Here is a 15,932-nt window from a genome sequence, read left to right as displayed (position 1 = left end):
CGTTCACGTGGCCGGGCTAGAAAACCTTACCACGTGATCCGACCATGTCAACTCCGCTCAACGCGGTGTCAGACACTCACCGGACCATCCACGTGGAAGGCCTCGAAAAGCTTACCACATGATTGCCGGCTGTCAAACCAGATCATCTTCTTCAGGAATCCCGACCCGCATCACTGCCGGCCGCGCACCCGGTGAGCACCACCCGCCCTGGACCTGCCATTCTCGGCATGAATCCGCGGATTCTGTGTTCTTCACCCCGCCTCCCTGTCACCCGGTCGGCGTCTTGAGCACGAGATGGAACTCTACACACGAATCCCACCGAACACAAAATCAGGGGTGACACCCGGCGTCCGGGCACGAGGGAGGGCCCCGTTCTCCGCAGAATCCTGCGGAGAACGGGGCCCTGTGCTCCTCCCGTGGGCGGTTCCTCCGCCGTCGCCGCCCGTCGTGTCCTCGGTCACTTCTGGCGACCCGGTGGACACCGGTGGTCTGCGGCCGTGGTCAGGCCTCCCCCAGGTCCGCACCCGCCATGTTCTTCTTGCCCCGGCGCACCAGCAGGTGCCGGCCGGCGAAGGCGTCGTCTCGGGTGAACACCTGGTCGGCATCCGTCACCCGCACGTTGTTCACCGAGGCGCCGCCGTCGCGCACCGTCCGACGCGCCTCGGAGCGCGAGGCGACCAGCCCGGTGGAGACCAGCAGCTCGACCGCGGTCACGGTGCCCGGCTCCCCCTCCCACTGGGTCCGGTCGGCCTGCGGCAGCTCGGCCAGCACGGCGGTCAGCGTGTCCGGGTCCACCGTGGTGAGGTCGCCGCCTCCGAACACCGCCTGGGAGGCCTCGATGACCTTCGTCGTCGTCTCCTCTCCGTGGGCCAGCGCCGTGACCTCCCACGCCAGGCGCCTCTGGGCTTCCCGGCGGAACGGCTCGTCGGCCACCTTCTGCGCGTACTCCTCGATCTCCGCGCGGGTCAGGAACGTGAAGACCTTGAGTCGGTCGACGACGTCCGCGTCCGCCGTGTTGAGCCAGAACTGGTAGAAGGCGTACGGGGAGCACATCTCCGCGTCGAGCCAGACGGCGTTGCCCTCGGACTTGCCGAACTTGGTGCCGTCCGCGTTCGTGATCAGCGGCGTGCCCAGCGCATGGGCGTGGGTCCCCTCCACCTTGCGGATCAGCTCGGTGCCGGCGGTGAGGTTGCCCCACTGGTCGGAGCCGCCGGTCTGGAGGGTCACGCCGTGCCGGCGGTGCAGCTCGAGGAAGTCGTTGCCCTGCAGCACCTGGTAGGAGAACTCCGTGTAGGAGATGCCCTCATCAGAGTTCAGGCGCTTGGCCACGATCTCCTTCTTCACCATCGTGCCGACGCGGAAGTTCTTGCCGACGTCCCGCAGGAAGTCCAGCGCGCTCATGCCCGCGGTCCAGTCCAGGTTGTTGACCATGGTCGCCGCGTTCTCCCCCTCGAAGGAGAGGTACGGCTCGATCTGCGCGCGCAGCGACTCCACCCACGCCGCCACGGTCTCCTGCGAGTTCAGGACGCGCTCCGAGGTCTGCCGCGGGTCGCCGATGAGGCCGGTGGCGCCGCCCACGAGGGCATACGGGCGGTGGCCGGCGAGCTGCAGGCGGCGCAGGGTGAGCAGCTGGACCAGGTGTCCCAGGTGGAGAGACGGAGCGGTCGGGTCGAAGCCGCAGTAATACGAGACGGGCTCCCCGGCCAGCGCCTGTTCCAGCGCGGCCTCGTCCGTCGAGACGTGCACGAGCCCGCGCCAGCGCAGCTCCTGCCAGACGTTCTCGAAGCTCGGGTCGTTCGCCTGTGCGCGCAGTCGGGCCGCGCGCTCCTCGTTCTGGGGTGCCATAGCCCCCAGCCTAGCGACGCGCCCGCGCGCCTCCGCGACGCCGCGCACGTGCGACGTCGCCCGCGGGGCTCACTCCGGGACGTCCGCCAGCCCGGCCGGCAGCGCGGCCGCGTCCGTCCCGGCGACGACGGACAACGACTGGGTGGCGCGGGTCATCGCCACGTACAGATCGCCCACCACGCCGCGCGCGTCGGCCACGATCCGCTCGGGCGAGACGAGGACGACGGTGTCGAACTCCAGTCCCTTGGTCTCCCACGGGGTGGCGACGACGATCTCGACGCCGGGCAGCGGCGCGGTGTCCACGGCCGCCTCCCCCCACCGCTCCCGGAGGACCGTGAGCAGCTCCCCCGTCCGCCCGGCGGGGGCGATCACGGCGGTCAGGGCCTCGGGCACGCGGTCCCGCTCGACCTCGACCGCGTCGAGGGCCAGGGCCGCGACGTCCCCGCCCGGCTCCGTCACCAGGCGCGGGCGGTGGTCGCCCTCGCGCACGGCGCGCGGATGGGAGACCTCGAGCCCGGCCGCCCGTGCGACCTGCGCGGCCCAGCGCATCACGCGCGCGGGCGAGCGGTAGTTCACGGTCAGCTCTTCCAGGCGCCAGCGGTCCCCGAACTCCGGGGCGAGGACGGACGCCCACGAGCCGGCCGCGTCACGACGGGAGGACTGCGCGATGTCCCCCACGATGGTGAACGACTTCATCGGGCAGCGGCGCGCCAGCAGGCGCCACTGCATCGGAGAGAGCTCCTGAGCCTCGTCCACCACCACGTGCCCGTACGTCCAGGTGCGGTCGTGGGCCGCGGTCTCAGCGGTGGTCCGTCGCACCCCGCGTGCCTCATTGGCCGCGGCCAGCTGCTCGGCGTCCACGACGCCGTCGACGCCCAGGTCCGCGAGCGTCTGGTGCATGTTCTCCAGGGACGCCCTGGCGTTCTCGAGGTTGCGCTCGTGCTGGGCCGCGAACTCACCGCCCCGGCCCGGGGTCTCGAGGCGTCCGAGCAGCTCGGCCGCCTCGTCCAGCAGGGGCACGTCGGCCTCGGTCCAGGGGGCGTCGGCCGGCCGCAGGAGCGTGCCGACCTCGGCGTCGGAGAGCCACGGGGCGGCCGCCCGGAGCAGGTCCTCCCGGGTGAGGAGGTCGCCGATCAGCTTCTCCGGCGTCAGCGGCATCCAGCAGAGGTTGAGCGCGATGCGCACGTCGCGCGAGGTGCGCACGTCCTCCAGCAGGAGGTCACGCTGCACCGGGGTGCCCGAGGACTTCTCCAGCTTCTTGCGCAGCTTCTCCGCGAGCTCGCGGACGAGGATCTTCACGAACGTCACCCGGGCCTCGTTGTGGGGCTTGCGGGTGGCCCGCGCCTTGTCCCGGGCGCGCCGGACCATGGCCGGCTTGAGCTTGACGGCCGTGCCGTCGATCATCAGGCGCCGCGGCTCGACGAGCAGGCGCTGGCGCTGCGCGACCGCGTGGGCGACGGCGTCCACCATGTCCAGCCGGCCCTTCACCGCCGCCGCGTCGAGGTCCCGCTCCGGGACGGCCCGCACACCCGGCATCAGCGTCCCCAGCGAGGACATCACGACACCGGTCTCGCCCAGCGAGGGCAGCACCCGCTCGATGTACCGCATGAACGCGGTCGACGGGCCGACGATCAGCACGCCCGAGCGCGCGAGGCGCTCCCGGTGGGTGTACAGCAGGTAGGCGGCGCGGTGCAGGGCGACGGCGGTCTTCCCCGTGCCGGGCCCGCCCTGCACCACGACCGCCCCGGGCAGGGGCGCGCGGATCACCTCGTCCTGCTCCGCCTGGATCGTGGCGACGATGTCCCCCATCCGTCCCGTGCGTCGGGCGGTGACGGCGGCCAGCAGCGCACCCTGGGCATCGGCGCGCACGCCGTCCTCGCCCAGCAGCGTCGGGTCCAGGATGTCGTCCTCGAGGTCGCGCACCTCGCGCCCCCGCAGCATCAGGTGACGACGACGGCGCACGCGGCCCCGGTGGGCCGCCGTCGCCTGGTAGAAGGCGCCGGCCTCGGCCGCGCGCCAGTCGACGAGGAGGCGCTCGTGGTCCTCGGTGGTGAGGCCGATGCGCCCGATGTACCGCTGCTCGTCGGCCCCACCCTCCCGCTCGGCGTCGAGGTCGAGCCGGCCGAAGACGAGGCGGTCGTCCACGGCGTAGAGCTGGGCGAGTCGGTCCTCGTAGAGGCTGGCGAAGGCGTCGCGCTCGGAGTGGTTCTGCAGCGACCCCTGCGGGCCGGTCCGGCGCACGGCCGCGAGCTGGCGCTCCTTCTCCTCACGCAGGGCGTCGAGGCGGGCGTACCGCTCGGCGACCCGACCCCGCTCGAGGTCGAGCTCGGACTGGCGGACGGACACGGTATCGGTCATCGGGGGCCCTCGCGGTGCGGTGAGGGGCGGACCACGCTGCGGCCCGCCCGGCGGAAAAGTGACCACCCATGCTACGCCGACCGCGGTGAACGGCGGGTGACGCGGCGGTGCCCTGGGGGCGCCGCCGCGTCCGGCCCGGTCGGCGCCGCCTCGGCCGGGCGACCGCGTCAGCGGGCGTCGACGACGGAGCCCGGCGTGTCGGCCCAGCGGCGCAGCGGCGCCAGGGCGTCCTCGAGCGCCCCGATCTGCGCCGCGACGGCCGTCGGCGCGGTCCCGCCCTGGGCGTCGCGAGAGGCGAGCGAGCCCTCCGTGCTGAGCACCTCGCGGACCTGCGGGGTCAGCGCCGGCGAGATGGCCGCGTACTCGTCGTCCGTGAGGTCCCACAGCTCCACGCCCCGGGCCTCGGCCGCCTTCACGGCCTCGCCCGACAGCTCGTGGGCCTCGCGGAACGGGACCCCCTGGCGGACGAGCCACTCGGCGACGTCGGTGGCCAGCGCGAAGCCCTGCGGGGCCAGCTCCGCCATGCGCTCCGTCTGGAACTCGAGGGTGGCGATCATCCCGGAGACGGCGGGCAGCAGCAGCTCGAGGGTGTCCGCGGCGTCGAAGACGGGCTCCTTGTCCTCCTGCAGGTCGCGGTTGTAGGCCAGCGGCATGCCCTTGAGCGTGGCCAGCAGCCCCGTGAGGTCGCCGATGAGGCGGCCGGACTTGCCGCGGGCCAGCTCGGCGACGTCCGGGTTCTTCTTCTGCGGCATGATCGAGGACCCCGTGGAGTACGCGTCGTGCAGCGTCACGAAGCCCGCCTCCTTGGTGGCCCAGAAGATGACCTCCTCCGAGATGCGGGACAGGTCGACGCCGACCATCGCGGCGACCCACGCGAACTCCGCGTACACGTCGCGGGCGGCGGTGCCGTCGATCGAGTTCCACACGGCCGACTCGAAGCCGAGCTCGGTGGCCACGGCGTTCGGGTCCAGACCCAGGGAGGAGCCGGCCAGGGCCCCGGAGCCGTACGGCGAGACGGCCGCGCGCGCGTCCCAGTCCACGAGCCGCTGCAGGTCCCGCGCGAACGCCCAGGCGTGCGCGAGCAGGTGGTGCGAGAGCAGGACGGGCTGCGCGTGCTGCAGGTGGGTGCGGCCCGGCATCGGCGCGTACGGGTGCGCCCGCGCCTGATCGAGCAGCGCGTCCACCGTGGCGATCACGCCCCGCGCGATGATGCGGGCGTGGTCGCGCAGGAACATCCGGCCGAGGGTGGCGACCTGGTCGTTGCGGGATCGGCCGGCCCGCAGGCGGCCGCCGAGCTCGGGACCGGCCCGCTCGATGAGGCCGCGCTCGAGCGAGCCGTGCACGTCCTCATCGGACGCCGCCGGGGTGTAGGCACCGGAACGCACGTCCGCCTCGAGCCGGTCGAGGGCCGCGATCATCCCGTCCAGGTCGTCCGCACTGAGCAGACCGGCGGTGTGCAGCACCCGGGCGTGGGCACGGGAGCCGGCGATGTCATAGGGCGCCAGGCGCCAGTCGAAGTGCGTGGACTTGCTGAGCGCGGCGAGCGCCTCGGAAGGGCCGCCGGCGAAGCGGCCGCCCCACAGGGCGCCCTCGTTGGTCCCGTGGCGGGCGTCGGTGTTCTCGGTCATCGAAGGTCTCCTCGAGGTCGGTGACAGGCCGACGGCGGCCGGCCCGGGCGCGGGCGGGCCGCCGTCGTGCGCGGGGCGTGCGGGGTCAGTCGTTGGACAGGCGGGCGACGTCCTGGAGGTCGTCGCCGCCGCGCAGGCGCTGCTCGCGCTCCGAGGCCGTCTTCGCGGACAGGCCGAAGATGTCGATGAACCCGCGGGCCGAGGACTGGTCGAACGAGTCGCCCTCGTCGTACGTGGCGAGGTTGAAGTCGTACAGGCCGGTCTCGGACCGGCGACCCTGCACCGTGGCACGGCCGCCGTGGAGCTCCAGGCGGATCTCACCGTTGACGTGCTCCTGGGTCGCGTCGATGAACGTGTCCAGGTTCCGCTTCAGCGGGGAGTACCACTGGCCGTCGTAGACCAGCTCGGTCCAACGCTGGTCCACATGCTTCTTGAAGCGCGCCTGTTCCCGCTCCAGGGTGACGTTCTCGAGCTCACGGTGGGCCGCGATCAGCGCCATGGCGCCCGGTGCCTCGTAGATCTCGCGGGACTTGATGCCCACGAGGCGGTCCTCGACGATGTCGATCCGGCCCACGCCCTGGGCACCGGCCCGGCGGTTGAGCTCCTCGATGATCTCCAGCGGGCTCAGCGCGCGGCCGTCGAGGGCCGTGGGGACGCCGCGCTCGAAGGCGATCGTGACCACGTCCGGCGCCGGCGGGAAGGCGGGGTCGTCCGTGTAGTCGTAGACGTCCTTCGTGGGGCCGTTCCAGATGTCCTCGAGGAAGCCGGTCTCGACGGCGCGGCCCCACACGTTCTGGTCGATCGAGAACGGGTTCTTCTTGGTGGTGACGATCGGCAGGTCGTTGCGCTCGGCGTACTCGATGGCCTTCTCGCGGGTCAGGGCGAGGTCGCGCACCGGGGCGATGCACTTCAGGTCGGGCCCGAGGGTCTGGATGGAGACCTCGAAGCGGACCTGGTCGTTGCCCTTGCCGGTGCAGCCGTGCGCCACCGTCGAGGCGCCGAACTGGCGGGCCGCCGCGACCAGGTGGCGGGAGATCACCGGGCGCGAGATCGCGGAGACCAGCGGGTAGGCGTCCATGTAGAGGGCGTTGGCCTTGAGCGTGGGCATGCAGTACTGCTCGGCGAACTCGTCACGCGCGTCGGCGACATAGGCCTCGACGGCGCCGCAGTCCAGGGCGCGCTGGCGGATCGTCTCGAGGGACTCGCCCCCCTGGCCCACGTCGACCGCGACGGCGACGACCTCGGCGCCCGTGGCCTCGGCGATCCAGCCGATGGCCACCGAGGTGTCCAGGCCGCCCGAGTAGGCAAGGATGATGCGTTCCTTCACGTTTTCTCCTCTTTATATAGGGGGGTCTCCGAGCGCGGCGCGTGGCCGTCGGAGGCGTGCTCGGTGGCGATCCTACCCGGGTCCTGAATAAATATGCAACTAACGGAATATCAGCTCTCAATGGCCCCTGTGCAGCCCCTCTGCGCCGACAGCGACGGCCACGGGCAACCATCGCCCCGCCCTCGAATCCCGGGTCGAACGCGACTCAGGTCACGGCCTCGGCCGTCGATCGTGACCTTTGCCCATGCTCCTGTGACGGAGGTTGTCCACACCGGTGGATCAGACACCATGACAGCAACTCCGGCCAGTAGCGTGCATTTCATCCACGCGCCCACGACTCTAGGGATCGATTCGTCACCCGATCTCAAATGTGAGACAGACGGGCAAGAATTCGTCGACCCATGATTTGACGCGAGGGGGGCTCCCGTCGTTGACTCTTCCGTAGCCGATTCGTGATCGAACCGTGATCTGACCGAGAGGTCGGGCACGGGGAGGCCACGACATCGAACCCCCTCCGACGGTCGCCCGCTGCTGGGTCGTCTCGAACCGACGGAGGGCATGACCCGACCAAGGAGAAGGACGACCCCGGTGTGCCTCGGCCACCGATCAGCGAGGACTCGCCATGGACACCATGACTCTCTTCACCACTTCCGCCACCCGCTCCCGCCGTGCCACCGCCTCGATCGTTGCGGGCATGACCCTCGCCGGCGCCGCCGCCGTGGGCTTCTCCGCCCTGGCCCAGGCCGCCACCGTGGACACCTGGGACCGCCTCGCCGAGTGCGAGTCCAACGGCACCTGGGACATCAACACCGGCAACGGCTTCTACGGCGGCGTGCAGTTCACCCTGTCCTCCTGGCAGGCCGTCGGCGGCGAGGGCTACCCGCACCAGGCCTCCAAGGCCGAGCAGATCAAGCGCGCCGAGATCCTCCAGGACCTGCAGGGCTGGGGCGCCTGGCCGCTGTGCTCGCAGAAGCTGGGCCTGACCCAGGCTGACGCGGACGCCGGTGACGTGGACGCCGGTGACGTGGACGCCACCGAGGCCGCCCCGGTCGCCGTGGAGCGCACCGCCACCGTGCAGCGCCAGTCCGCCGCCGACGAGGCTGCTGCTGAGCAGGCCGCTGCTGAGCAGGCTGCTGCCGACCAGGCCGCCGCCGAGCGCTGGGCCGCCGAGCAGGCTGCTGCCGACCAGGCCGCCGCCGAGCGCTGGGCCGCCGAGCAGGCTGCTGCCGACCAGGCCGCCGCCGAGCGCTGGGCCGCCGAGCAGGCTGCTGCCGAGCAGGCCGCCGCCGACAAGGCCGCTGCCCAGCGTGCCGCCGCCGCGGAGAAGGCTGCCGCTCAGAAGGCTGCCGCCGCGGAGAAGGCCGCCGCTCAGAAGGCTGCCGCCGCTGAGCAGGCCGCTGCCGCGGAGCAGGCCGTCGTCGCCGAGGCCGAGACCATCGTCGTCAAGTCCGGTGACTCCCTCTGGAAGCTCGCCAACGAGTACGAGGTGGAGGGTGGCTGGACCGCCCTCTACGAGGCCAACAAGGGCGCCGTCTCCGACGCCGCCGTGATCTACGTCGGCCAGGAGCTCGTCCTGCCGCAGGCCTGAGACGCCTGACCGGTCCCCCGGACCGGTACCACACGAGGAAGGCCCCCGCCGTCGGCGGGGGCCTTCCTCGTGCCTGGTGCCCGTCACCCGCGCGGGCGGGGCCGGACGGGTCGGTTAGCCCGCCAGACCCAGCAGGTGGGCCGCGACGGCCGGGGCGGACGTGGTCCCCGTGGTGATGAGGAGGATGGTGTCGTCGCCGGCGATCGTGCCCATCACGTGCTCCACGCGCGCCTGGTCGATCACGCTGGCCAGGAACTGCGCCGCGCCCGGGGGCGTGCGCAGGACCACGAGGTTCGCGGTGGGCTCGGCGGAGACGAGCAGCTCGCGGGCCATGCTCGCCAGGCGATTCAGCTGCGCGTCCGAGCCGCGGCCCGGCACGGCGGCGTCGTCGCCCTCCGCCGGAAGGGCGTAGACCATGCCGGCCGGCCCGCGCGTCCGCACCGCGCCGAGGTCCACCAGGTCCCGCGAGAGCGTGCCCTGGGTGACGGACAGCCCGCGATCGCCCAGGGCGTCCGAGAGTTCGGCCTGGGAGCGGATGCCCCGGGTGGCCAGGATCTCCCGGATCGCGGCCTGACGGGCGATCTTCGTCGTGGGGGCGGCCATCAGCGCGGCTCCTCGGCCAGGCCGGAGCGGTACAGCAGCCAGGCGATGAGCGCCTTCTGCGCGTGCAGCCGGTTCTCGGCCTCGTCGAACACCACGGACCGCGGCCCGTCGATCACCTCGGCCGTGACCTCGTAGCCCCGGTACGCGGGCAGGCAGTGCAGGAAGATCGCGTCGTCGGCCGCCCGCGCCATCGCGGCGGCGTCCACCTGGTAGTCCCGGAACAGCGCCAGGCGGGCCTCCTTCTCCTCCTCCTGGCCCATGGACACCCACGTGTCGGTCACGACGACGTCCGCGCCCGCCAGGGCCTCGGCCGCGTCCGTCGTGACGAGGACGGAACCGCCCGTCTCCGCCGCCCGCCGTCGGGCGGCGGCCACGACGTCCTCGGCAGGCAGGTGCCCCTCGGGGCCGGCGACCCGCACGTGCATGCCGGCCGTCGCGCAGCCGAGCAGATACGAGTGGGCCATGTTGTTCGCCGCGTCCCCCAGATACGTCAGAGTGCGGCCCGCCGTGCCGCCGAGGTGCTCGCGCACCGTCAGCAGGTCGGCGAGGATCTGACAGGGGTGGTAGTCGTCGCTGAGCGCATTGACCACGGGCACCGAGGAATGGGCGGCCATCTCCTCGAGACCGGCCTGCGCGAACGTGCGCCAGACGATGACGCCGACCATCCGCTCCAGCACGCGGGCCGTGTCCGCCACGGACTCCTTGTGGCCCAGCTGCGACTCCCCCGGGTTCACGATCAAGGGCGTCCCGCCGAGCTCGGCGATGCCGGCCGCGAACGAGACGCGGGTGCGCGTGGAGGTCTTGTCGAAGAACACGATGCCGGTCCGGGGCCCGGCCAGCGGGCGGTGCCGGAACCGGTCGGCCTTCATCTGCGCGGCGAGGTCGAGCACCTCGGCCTGCTCGGCCGGGGTGAGGTCCGTGTCCACCAGGAAGTGGCGGACGGCGGTGGCGGGGGTCATGGGCGGTCTCCTTCGGCGGGGGTCAGGGCGGCGGCCACGAGCCCGGGCAGGGCGGCGGCGAAGCGCTCGAGCTCGGCCACGGGCACGGTGAGCGGCGGGGCCAGGCGCAGGGTGGACGGGCCGGTGGCGTTGAGGATCCAGCCCGCCTCGAGGCCGGCGGCGACGACGGCGGGGGCCAGCCCGCCGGCCGGGACCGGTCCCGCGGGGTCGGCCAGGTCGACGCCGATCCACAGGCCGTGACCGCGCACCGCGGCCACCTCGGGCAGGTCCTCCAGCAGGGCGGCCACGGCCTCGCCCGCGGCGCGGACGTGGCCGAGCAGGCCCTCGTCCTCGACGGTCTGGAGCACGGCCAGGCCCGCGGCGGTGGCCAGGGGGTTGCCGCCGAACGTGGTGCCGTGCTGGCCGGCGGTGAGCAGCCCGGAGACGGCGGGGCCGACGCACACGAGCGCCCCGATCGGCACGCCGCCGCCCAGTCCCTTCGCCAGGGTGAAGGCGTCGGGCACCACCGGCTCTGCCGCACCGGTGACGGCCGGGTTCTGGAAGCCGAACCACGTGCCGGTGCGGCCCACGCCGGACTGCACCTCGTCGAGGATCATCAGGGCGCCGGCCTCGCGGGTCGCGGCCCGCACCTCGGCCAGGTAGCCGGCCGGCCAGCCGTGCACGCCGGCCTCGCCCTGGACCGGCTCGAGGATGACGGCGGCGACGGTGGCGCCGTCGTCGTCCGGGGCCAGGGCCGCCCGCAGGGCTGCGGCGTCCCCGCCCGGCACGTGCTCCACGCCGCCGGGCAGCGGCTCGAAGGGCGCCCGGTAGGCCTCCTTGTGCGTGAGCGCGAGGGCGCCCATCGTGCGGCCGTGGAAGGCCCGCTCGAGCGCGATCACCCGCGTCCGGCGGCCGGACGGGTCGTCCGCACCGTGGCGGCGGGCGAGCTTGAACGCGGCCTCGTTGGCCTCCGTGCCGGAGTTCGCGAAGAACACGGTGGAGCCCGCGGGCACGCCGGCCAGTTCCAGCAGGCGCTCGGCCAGGCGGATCTGCGGCTCGGACGTGAAGAGGTTGGACACGTGGCCGAGCGTGGCGATCTGCTCGGACACGGCCCGCACCAGCGCCGGGTGGCCGTGGCCGAGCGCATTCACGGCGATGCCGGCCAGCAGGTCCGTGTAGCGCCGGCCGTCGGCGTCCCACACGTGGACCCCCTCGCCGCGCACGAGCACGCGGGTGGGGCGGCCGAAGACGCCGGTCAGGGCGGCGTGGTAGCGCTCCAGCAGCGCGGACTGGTCGGTGCTCATGCGTCCTCCTCGGGGGTGGTCGGGGCGGTGGGTTCGGCGTCGGGCACCACCTGGGTGCCGACGCCCGCGGAGGTGAAGACCTCCAGCAGCATCGAGTGGGGGCGGCGGCCGTCCACGACGTGGGCGCGCTGCACGCCGGCGTCGACGGCCGCCAGGCACGCGGCCATCTTCGGGATCATCCCGGAGGCCAGGGAGGGCAGCAGCGCACGCAGCTGGGCGGCGGTGAGCGAGCTGATGAGGGAGTCCCGGTCCGGCCAGTCCGCGTAGAGGCCCTCGACGTCGGTGAGCAGCACGAGCTTCGCGGCGCCGAGGGCGGCGGCCAGGGCCGCGGCGGCGGTGTCCGCATTGACGTTGAGGACCTGCCCGGTGGGCTGGCCGTCGTCGTCGATCTCGGGGGCGACCGACGAGACCACGGGGATCCGCCCGGACTCGATCACGTCGAGGATCGCGGTCGGGTCGACGCCGGTGACCTCGCCCACGAGGCCGAGGTCCACCTCCTGCCCGTCCACGACGGCGCCCGTGCGGCGGGCGCGCAGCAGCCCCGCGTCCTCGCCGGAGAAGCCGACGGCGTACGGGCCGTGGGAGTTCACGAGGCCGACCAGCTCGCGGCCCACCTGTCCCGTGAGCACCATGCGGACCACGTCCATGGCCTCCTCGGTGGTCACGCGCAGGCCGCCGCGGAACTCGGACGCGATGCCGAGGCGGTCGAGCATCGCGTTGATCTGCGGGCCGCCGCCGTGCACCACCACGGGGTGGACCCCCACGTGGTGCAGGAACACGATGTCCTCGGCGAACGCCCGGCGCAGCTCCTCCGACACCATGGCGTTGCCGCCGTACTTGACGACCATGACGGTGCCGGCGAACCGCCGGATCCAGGGCAGGGCCTCGACGAGGACCTCCGCCTTGGACTCGGCGCGGTCGAGCCGGTCCGCGGTGGACAGGACGGGTGCGGCCGCCGTGGCCGGGTCGGTGTGCGGGCTCATGCTGGGGGTCCTCACGTGGAGTAGGCGGAGTTCTCGTGGACGTAGTCGTGCGTCAGGTCGTTGGTCCAGACCGTGGCCTCGGCGTCGCCGGCGTGCAGGTCGACCTCGACGAGCACCTCGCGGGCCGTCAGGTCCACGCGGGAGCGGTCCTCCCCCACACCGGAGGCGCGGCACACCTGGACGCCGTTGAAGCGCACGTCGAGGGCGTACGGGTCGAAGGCGGCGACCGACTCCGGGACCGTGCCGACGGCGGCGATCACGCGTCCCCAGTTCGGGTCCTGGCCGAAGATCGCGGTCTTGAACAGGTTGGAGCGGCCGACGGCGCGGGCGACGGCCTCGGCCGCTTCCTCGGTCTCGGCGTGGACCACGCGCACGGCGATGTCGTGCCGGGCGCCCTCGGCGTCGGCGACGAGCTGGCGGGACAGGTCCGCGCAGACCTCGTGGAGGGCCGCGGCGAACGCCTCGGGCTCGGGCGCGGTCCCGGACGCGCCCGAGGCCAGCAGGATCACGGTGTCGTTGGTGGACATGCACCCGTCCGAGTCGACCCGGTTGAAGGTGGCGCGCACGGCCTCGCGCAGGGCCGCGTCGAGGGCGGGGGCGGGGACGTCGGCGTCCGTGGTGATGACGCTGAGCATGGTGGCCATGCCGGGTGCCAGCATGCCCGCCCCCTTGGCCATGCCGCCCACGGTGAAGCCCGCGCCGCGGGCCACGGCGGTCTTGGCCACGGTGTCCGTGGTCTTGATCGCGACGGCGGCGTCCTCGCCGCCGTCCGGACTGAGGGCGGCGACCGCCTCGGACACGCCCGCGGTGAGGGTGTCCATCGGCAGGCGTTCGCCGATGAGGCCGGTCGAGCAGACGAGCACGTCGTCGGCGGCGGTCGCGAGGGCCGCGGCCGCGTGCTCGGCGGTGCGACGGGCGTCCGCGAGGCCCTCGGCGCCGGTGGCCGCGTTCGCCCCGCCGGAGTTCAGGACGACCGCGGTCGCGCGGCCGTCCCGCACGGCGCGGCGGGTCCAGACCACGGGGGCGGCCGCCACCCGGTTCTCGGTGAGGACGGCGGCCGCCGCGCGGCGCGGGCCCTCGTTGACGACGACGGCGACGTCGGGCGTGCCCGAGGCCTTCAGCCCCGCGGTGACGCCGGCCGCCCGGAACCCCTGTGCCGCGGTGACGCTCACGGTGCGACCCCCTGCTGTTCGAGCCCCGCCTGCTCCGGCAGGCCCAGGGCGATGTTCATGGACTGCACGGCGCCGCCGGCCGTGCCCTTGGTGAGGTTGTCGAGCGCCGCGCAGACGATCACGCGGCCGGCCCGCTCGTCCACGGCGAGCTGCAGCTGCACGTGGTTGGAGCCGAGGACCGCCTTCGTGGTGGGCCACTGGCCCTCGGGCAGCAGGTGCACGAAGCGTTCGCCGCCGTAGGCCTCGGCCCATGCGTCGCGCACGTCCGCGGCGGCGACGCCGGGGCGCAGCCGCGCCGTGGCCGTCGCGAGGATGCCGCGCGACATCGGCGCGAGCGTGGGCGTGAAGGAGACGCGGACCGGCTCGCCGGCCGCCTGGGCCAGGCCCTGCTCGATCTCCGGGGTGTGCCGGTGCCCGCCGCCGACGCCGTACGGGCTCATCCCTCCCATGACCTCGGCGCCGAGCAGGTGCGGCTTGAGCGCCTTGCCCGCCCCGGAGGTGCCCGAGGCGGCGACGATCACCACGTCCTGCGGCTCGAGCAGCCCCGCGGCGAAGCCGGGCGCGAGGGCGAGGATCGAGGTGGTCGGGTAGCACCCGGGGACGGCGATGCGGCGGGTGCCGGCGAGTCGCTCACGCTGACCGGGCAGCTCGGGCAGGCCGTAGGGCCAGGTCCCGGCGTGCGCGGTGCCGTAGAAGGCCTCCCAGTCTGCGGCGGACTCGAGGCGGTGGTCGGCGCCCGCGTCGATCACCAGGGTGTCCGGGGATCGCTCTGCGATCTCGGCCGCCAGCGCCCCGGAGGCCCCGTGGGGCAGCGCGAGGATCACGACGTCGTGGCCGGCGAGGACCTCCGCGGTGGTCTCGGCGAGGACGCGGTCCGCCAGGGCGTGCAGGTGCGGCTGGAGAGCGCCGAGGCGCTCCCCCGCGTTCGAGTGGGCCGTGATGGCTCCGACGGTGACGGACGGGTGGCCGGCGAGCAGGCGCAGGGCCTCTCCCCCGGCGTAGCCGCTGGCTCCGGAGACGGCGACGGTGTGGGTCATGGCTTCATCCTAGCGCAGATATGCGTTGCACCGAATATCTATGCGGCGCCTCGGGTCCCTCGGGCCGGGCCGGATGGCCCGGCCCGCTCCTAGAGTGGGGCCATGACCACTGCGAACACCCCCGCCGTCCCCCGCACCCACCACGCCGTCGTCGTGTCCGCCACGGGCGGCCCCGAGGTCCTGCAGTGGACCGAGACGGAGGTGCCCTCCCCCGCGCCGGGGCACGTGCTGGTGCGCACCGCCGCGGCGGGCCTGAACTTCATCGAGACGTACCAGCGCTCCGGGGTCTACACGATGGACCTGCCCTTCACCCCCGGTACGGAGGGCTCCGGCGAGGTCGTCGCGCTCGGCGAGGGCGTGGACGCCGGGCTCCTGGGGGCCCGTGTCGCCACCGCGACGGCCACCGGTGCGTACGCCGAGCACTTCACCGCCCCCGCGGATCGTCTCCTCACCGTCCCGGAGGGCATCGACCTGGCCGAGGCCGCCGCCCTTCCGCTGCAGGGCATGACGGCCCACTACCTCTGCCGGTCCACCTTCCCGGTGGAGGAGGGCCACACGGTGGTCGTGACGGCCGGTGCCGGCGGGGTGGGGCTCCTGCTCACCCAGCTCGCGACGGCCCGCGGCGCCCGCGTGGTCACCACGGCGTCCACGGAGGAGAAGCGGGAGCTGTCCCGGGGCGCGGGCGCCGTCGCCGCGGTGGACTATCCGGACCTCGCCGCCACGGTGGCGGAGCTGACCGACGGCGAGGGCGCGCACGCCGTGTACGACGGCGTGGGGAAGGACACCTTCGACACCTCGCTCGAGGTGCTGCGCGTGCGCGGCACACTCGTGCTCTTCGGCGGGGCCTCCGGGCAGGTGCCCCCCTTCGACCTGCAGCGGCTCAACGCGGCCGGCTCGCTGTACGTCACCCGGCCCTCGCTGGTGCACTACACGCGCACGGGCGAGGAGACCCGCTGGCGTGGTGGAGAGGTGTTCGGGGCGTGGGCCTCCGGCGAGCTCGACGTACGGATCGGCGAGCGCTTCCCGCTGGCGGACGCGGCCGCCGCGCACGCCGCACTCGAGTCCCGGTCGACGACGGGCAAGGTGCTGCTCACCCTGTCCTGAGCCGGACCCGCCCGGTGCCTTCCAGGCGCCCCGCGCGGCCGCGGG

At 73.5% G+C, this 15,932-nt stretch carries 12 protein-coding genes; 2 read left to right on the top strand and 10 right to left on the bottom strand.

Going from position 1 to position 15,932, the window contains the following annotated elements:
• Positions 1-501 precede the first annotated feature (501 nt).
• The 4 genes from tyrS to ACTSKS_RS06060 form a co-directional block, all read right to left on the bottom strand.
• Positions 502-1,845 (bottom strand): tyrosine--tRNA ligase, encoded by a 1,344-nt coding sequence (tyrS, locus tag ACTSKS_RS06075; protein ID WP_070708495.1) that lies wholly within the window; start codon positions 1,843-1,845, stop codon positions 502-504.
• A 69-nt stretch (positions 1,846-1,914) separates the two neighbouring features.
• On the bottom strand, positions 1,915-4,203 hold the full coding sequence (locus ACTSKS_RS06070; RefSeq protein WP_041104703.1) for a HelD family protein: 2,289 nt from the start codon (positions 4,201-4,203) through the stop codon (positions 1,915-1,917).
• Positions 4,204-4,370: 167 nt separating this feature from the next.
• Positions 4,371-5,831, bottom strand: coding sequence for an argininosuccinate lyase (gene argH / locus ACTSKS_RS06065; RefSeq protein WP_044659914.1), 1,461 nt, complete (start codon positions 5,829-5,831; stop codon positions 4,371-4,373).
• Positions 5,832-5,916: 85 nt separating this feature from the next.
• The gene (locus tag ACTSKS_RS06060) at positions 5,917-7,158 is read right to left on the bottom strand and encodes an argininosuccinate synthase (protein WP_041104698.1); all 1,242 of its coding nucleotides are present in this window, start codon (positions 7,156-7,158) and stop codon (positions 5,917-5,919) included.
• A 622-nt stretch (positions 7,159-7,780) separates the two neighbouring features.
• Here ACTSKS_RS06060 and rpf point away from each other — a divergent pair.
• Positions 7,781-8,746 carry a resuscitation-promoting factor Rpf gene (gene rpf, locus ACTSKS_RS06055; protein ID WP_225348551.1) on the top strand — a complete coding sequence of 322 codons (966 nt, stop codon included), beginning with the start codon at positions 7,781-7,783 and terminating at the stop codon, positions 8,744-8,746.
• Positions 8,747-8,860: 114 nt separating this feature from the next.
• On the opposite strand, the gene argR is transcribed toward rpf, so the two are convergent.
• Genes argR through argC form a run of 6 tightly spaced genes read right to left on the bottom strand, consistent with a single transcriptional unit; the run spans position 8,861 to position 14,783 of the window.
• Complete coding sequence (argR, locus tag ACTSKS_RS06050) at positions 8,861-9,349, bottom strand: arginine repressor (RefSeq protein WP_036337506.1); 489 nt, start codon at positions 9,347-9,349, stop codon at positions 8,861-8,863.
• Positions 9,349-10,308 carry an ornithine carbamoyltransferase gene (gene argF / locus ACTSKS_RS06045; RefSeq protein WP_041104176.1) on the bottom strand — a complete coding sequence of 320 codons (960 nt, stop codon included), beginning with the start codon at positions 10,306-10,308 and terminating at the stop codon, positions 9,349-9,351. Before argF ends, argR begins: the two co-directional genes overlap by 1 nt.
• On the bottom strand, positions 10,305-11,591 hold the full coding sequence (locus ACTSKS_RS06040) for an acetylornithine transaminase (protein WP_061866988.1): 1,287 nt from the start codon (positions 11,589-11,591) through the stop codon (positions 10,305-10,307). The genes argF and ACTSKS_RS06040 overlap by 4 nt, the downstream gene beginning before the upstream one ends.
• Positions 11,588-12,574 carry an acetylglutamate kinase gene (gene argB, locus ACTSKS_RS06035; RefSeq protein ID WP_196296765.1) on the bottom strand — a complete coding sequence of 329 codons (987 nt, stop codon included), beginning with the start codon at positions 12,572-12,574 and terminating at the stop codon, positions 11,588-11,590. The genes ACTSKS_RS06040 and argB overlap by 4 nt, the downstream gene beginning before the upstream one ends.
• A gap of 11 nt (positions 12,575-12,585) precedes the next feature.
• Positions 12,586-13,746, bottom strand: a complete 1,161-nt coding sequence (gene argJ, locus ACTSKS_RS06030) for a bifunctional glutamate N-acetyltransferase/amino-acid acetyltransferase ArgJ (RefSeq protein ID WP_041104181.1) — start codon at positions 13,744-13,746, stop codon at positions 12,586-12,588.
• A complete protein-coding gene (gene argC / locus ACTSKS_RS06025) occupies positions 13,743-14,783 on the bottom strand; it encodes an N-acetyl-gamma-glutamyl-phosphate reductase (protein WP_061866989.1) in 1,041 nt (346 codons plus the stop codon). Before argC ends, argJ begins: the two co-directional genes overlap by 4 nt.
• A gap of 102 nt (positions 14,784-14,885) precedes the next feature.
• Between argC and ACTSKS_RS06020 the strand changes: the two genes are divergently transcribed.
• Entirely contained in the window at positions 14,886-15,887 is a 1,002-nt protein-coding gene (locus ACTSKS_RS06020) for a quinone oxidoreductase family protein (protein ID WP_041104185.1), read from the top strand.
• Positions 15,888-15,932 lie beyond the last annotated feature (45 nt).

The organism is Micrococcus sp. TCR-5 (assembly GCF_052220525.1).
Classification (GTDB): domain Bacteria; phylum Actinomycetota; class Actinomycetes; order Actinomycetales; family Micrococcaceae; genus Micrococcus; species Micrococcus luteus.
This window is presented reverse-complemented; position numbering and strand designations above follow the sequence as displayed.

Coding starts and splice junctions, on each gene's coding strand:
- argH (WP_044659914.1), bottom strand. CDS start 5,831: ATGACCGAGAACACCGACGCCCGCCACGGGACCAACGAGGGCGCCCTG.
- rpf (WP_225348551.1), top strand. CDS start 7,781: ATGGACACCATGACTCTCTTCACCACTTCCGCCACCCGCTCCCGCCGT.
- argB (WP_196296765.1), bottom strand. CDS start 12,574: ATGAGCCCGCACACCGACCCGGCCACGGCGGCCGCACCCGTCCTGTCC.
- tyrS (WP_070708495.1), bottom strand. CDS start 1,845: ATGGCACCCCAGAACGAGGAGCGCGCGGCCCGACTGCGCGCACAGGCG.
- ACTSKS_RS06070 (WP_041104703.1), bottom strand. CDS start 4,203: ATGACCGATACCGTGTCCGTCCGCCAGTCCGAGCTCGACCTCGAGCGG.
- ACTSKS_RS06040 (WP_061866988.1), bottom strand. CDS start 11,591: ATGAGCACCGACCAGTCCGCGCTGCTGGAGCGCTACCACGCCGCCCTG.
- argC (WP_061866989.1), bottom strand. CDS start 14,783: ATGACCCACACCGTCGCCGTCTCCGGAGCCAGCGGCTACGCCGGGGGA.
- argF (WP_041104176.1), bottom strand. CDS start 10,308: ATGACCCCCGCCACCGCCGTCCGCCACTTCCTGGTGGACACGGACCTC.
- ACTSKS_RS06020 (WP_041104185.1), top strand. CDS start 14,886: ATGACCACTGCGAACACCCCCGCCGTCCCCCGCACCCACCACGCCGTC.
- argR (WP_036337506.1), bottom strand. CDS start 9,349: ATGGCCGCCCCCACGACGAAGATCGCCCGTCAGGCCGCGATCCGGGAG.